2 protein-coding genes are annotated in these 2,933 nt (G+C 53.7%); both read right to left on the bottom strand.

The window, feature by feature from the left end:
• Positions 1–40: 40 nt before the first annotated feature.
• Entirely contained in the window at positions 41–1,933 is a 1,893-nt protein-coding gene (locus R6V78_RS07435) for a transketolase C-terminal domain-containing protein (RefSeq protein ID WP_410288706.1), read from the bottom strand.
• A 227-nt stretch (positions 1,934–2,160) separates the two neighbouring features.
• Positions 2,161–2,933 (bottom strand): hypothetical protein (locus R6V78_RS07430; RefSeq protein ID WP_410288705.1); only part of this gene is annotated, 773 nt, incomplete at its 5' end.

Genomic DNA, 2,933 nt, shown 5'->3' with positions numbered 1-2,933 from the left:
GTTTTTTTGCCCTAATCTATCTCGCCATTTATCCAATGCGTTAGGATGAGCACAAGAACATGATTTTGTTCCGTATTTCATCCGTCCCGAGTCCCTGGTAAGGGATCTGCTCTTCCAGCCCGCCATGTCCTTCCCGGGTTGATCCCATGCGGGCATAGCGTGCCGCAAATCCTCTTTCCAGCAGCCAGGTGCCAAAGCGGGCGCCGAGGCCGGATTTCACATTCTGGGTTTCCACCACCAGAACGAAGCGGCTGTCCATCAGCTTTGCCATCATGGCTTCATCGATCACATTCAGCGTCGGCTTGTTGATCAGCCCTATCTGAATGCCTTGCGCCCGCAGGCGCTCCACCACATCGAGGCACCGGTAGAGCATTTCGCCGTAAGACACGACGGTTCCCTGATCTCCGTCCCGAATGACTTCATCCCGGCCGGGTGTAAACGAATAGTCGCCGCCGAATCGGGCTTTCCCCGCTTCATCCAGAATAAAGGGGGTTGCGGAACGGGTGGAAAAGATAAAGCGCAGCCCTTCGTCATTGAAGACGGCCTGAAGGATTGCCCGCATCTGGTTGGAATCCGCCGGGTAGTATAAGCGGGTAGTGTCGTTTTCCGGCAGGCCGTTGTCGGCAAAAAAGTTGTTGATGCCGAAATGGCAGGTGTTGTCCGCCATATCATCCACGCCGGCGTGGGAAAAGTGAGCCAGCACATTGGCCCGGTTCAGCCGGGCCATGGTGATTTCAGAGATCACCATCTCCAGAAATGCGGAAAAGGTTCCGAATATGCCCTGTTTGCCTTTTTCGCCGCCGAAGCCGGCGGCCACGGAGAAATTGTTACGTTCCATGATTCCGGCCGTCAAGTAAACTTCGGGGAAGGCTTTGCGGATATGATGCAGTCCGCAGGACCCCTCCAGATCCGAATCAACGACCCGCACGCTGGATTCCCGATCCGGTGTCTGTGCGAGGATATCGCAGATGATTTTTCCAAAATTATCCCTGTTTTTCGCCGTTTCCTGAGTGCTGCCGAGGTACGCGACGGCCTGGGACTTTTTGGCTGAAGATTCCAGGGCTTTCAGCGCCGCATGCGCGTGCTTTGCCTTCAGGTAGCTGACGGCAAAATCCACGGGAATGACATCGTGGCCCTTGGGCGAACCTTCGATTCCCGGAATGCCCACGGCCATTTGGCGTTTATTGATCAGCGCCACCGGTCCGTCGGTGATGAGCGCCTTTTGGATTCGGCGGTACAGGGCGGCCAGGTTTTCGCCGTCGCCGGTGTCCACCTGAATCCCATGGCCTTTCAAGGTGTTTTCGACGGAGAAGCCTTTCATATAGCTGCTGGGATGCCCGGCGATGGTCACGTCATTGTCATCAACGAGCAGTTTGATGTTGAGCTGCTGTGCGACCGCGAAACGGGCAGCCTCTGCATCGCCCCCCTCCTGCTGGGAACCGTCGCTGCCGAAAATGATTACGGTTTTATCCGGGTTGGCTGCTGCCACGCCGTTGACATAGCTCCACATGTGGCCCAGCCGGCCGGAGCTGAAAAATACGCCCTGGGCGTCATCTCTTTCGGGGTGGCCGTAGAGGCCGCTGCCGAATTCGCGATAATGCAGCAGCGATTCCGGCGCTTTGTAGCCGTTGAGCACTGCCATCATGTACTGGATGGCGACGCGGTGGCCGGCTTCGTCGAAGTATACGGGATAGATCGTATCGCTTCCCTTCATGAATCCGTCGACGATCAGGAGCTCCGGAACGATGTCGTAGGCTCCGCCGGTGTGGCCGCCCAGGCCTTTGGTGTTGGCATAGGCGGTAAAAAAGACGATACTGTTGCGGACCAGCTCGATGTTGATGCTCAGCTGTCGTTCCTGTTCATCGGTGAGTTCCGGCTGCGACGTAGAAAATTTCAGTGTTTTGAATACGCTCAGATCGATGGGAAATGTCATTTGCTGCCTCCATGGGTACACGCTGTTCTTGCTGACCGTCCGCCTGCCGCCTTCCTGACAACCGCGGCAGCCCAAAGTTTTGCTGCCTCATGTTCAGTTTGGCCGCGCGCAGTGTCTATTGTTATAGATGTATAGACATCTTGCAGTGCAAAATACATTCCTTCGAGTGCCTTGTCAACAAAAAACACGATGCCGACGAAAAATTAATTTGAAGCTCGGACGGAAGGTCAGCGGGATACGGCAATCCCATATTCATTCTGGATGAACGCGAGGTTTTTCAAGGCATTTTCATATTTTACCCTGCCGTAGGTGTAATAGTCGAAGGGGATCTTGGATATGTTTAATTGGATCAGGCTCCAGATGAACCAGTAGATATCCGGAAACGGTTTGTGAAGATCGATGAGAAAAAGAACCCGGTCAAAATTTTGGCCCTCGCAATATTGCTTCACGATCTGTTCTTCCACTTCCCGGGGGACCAGAATTTCCTGAAACATGTCGGCGATATCATAATACTTGGGTGCCATGCCCCCATATTCCCAGTCGATGATGTACATGGGGGAGGGGTATTTGGCGGCCGCTTTTTCTTTGATGAGGATAAAATTATCCGCCAGCAGATCGTTGTGGCAGGCGGTGTATTCGGATTCGGGGATGTTGATGATCGCTGACAGCTGAATGAGGCGCTGGATGGTGCCGGCGATGTCAAATTCCGGATAATCGATGTCAAGCCGCTTGAGGATGGCGGACATTTTCATGACTTCATGCAGGGGATTGAACACTCGTCGCAACTGGACGCCGCTCGTATGTATTTTTCGAATCGGTTCCACGATGTTGGGGTGAAGGGGAGGGTCCAGTAAGTGGTCGTTCTTCAACACAACGGCGTCGTCGATAAACTCAACAATGGTGACGCCTTTTTCAGGAATGAATTTGATGAGCTTCGAGGACACGTCGATTTCAGCCATTTTCTCAATGGTGTCCGCTTCATGCTCGCGGTTGATGAAAA

The organism is Desulfosarcina sp. (assembly GCF_046496365.1).
Taxonomy (GTDB): Bacteria; Desulfobacterota; Desulfobacteria; order Desulfobacterales; family Desulfosarcinaceae; genus Desulfosarcina.
The sequence above is the reverse complement of the archived record's forward strand: the minus strand, read 5'-3'. Positions and strand labels throughout refer to the sequence as shown.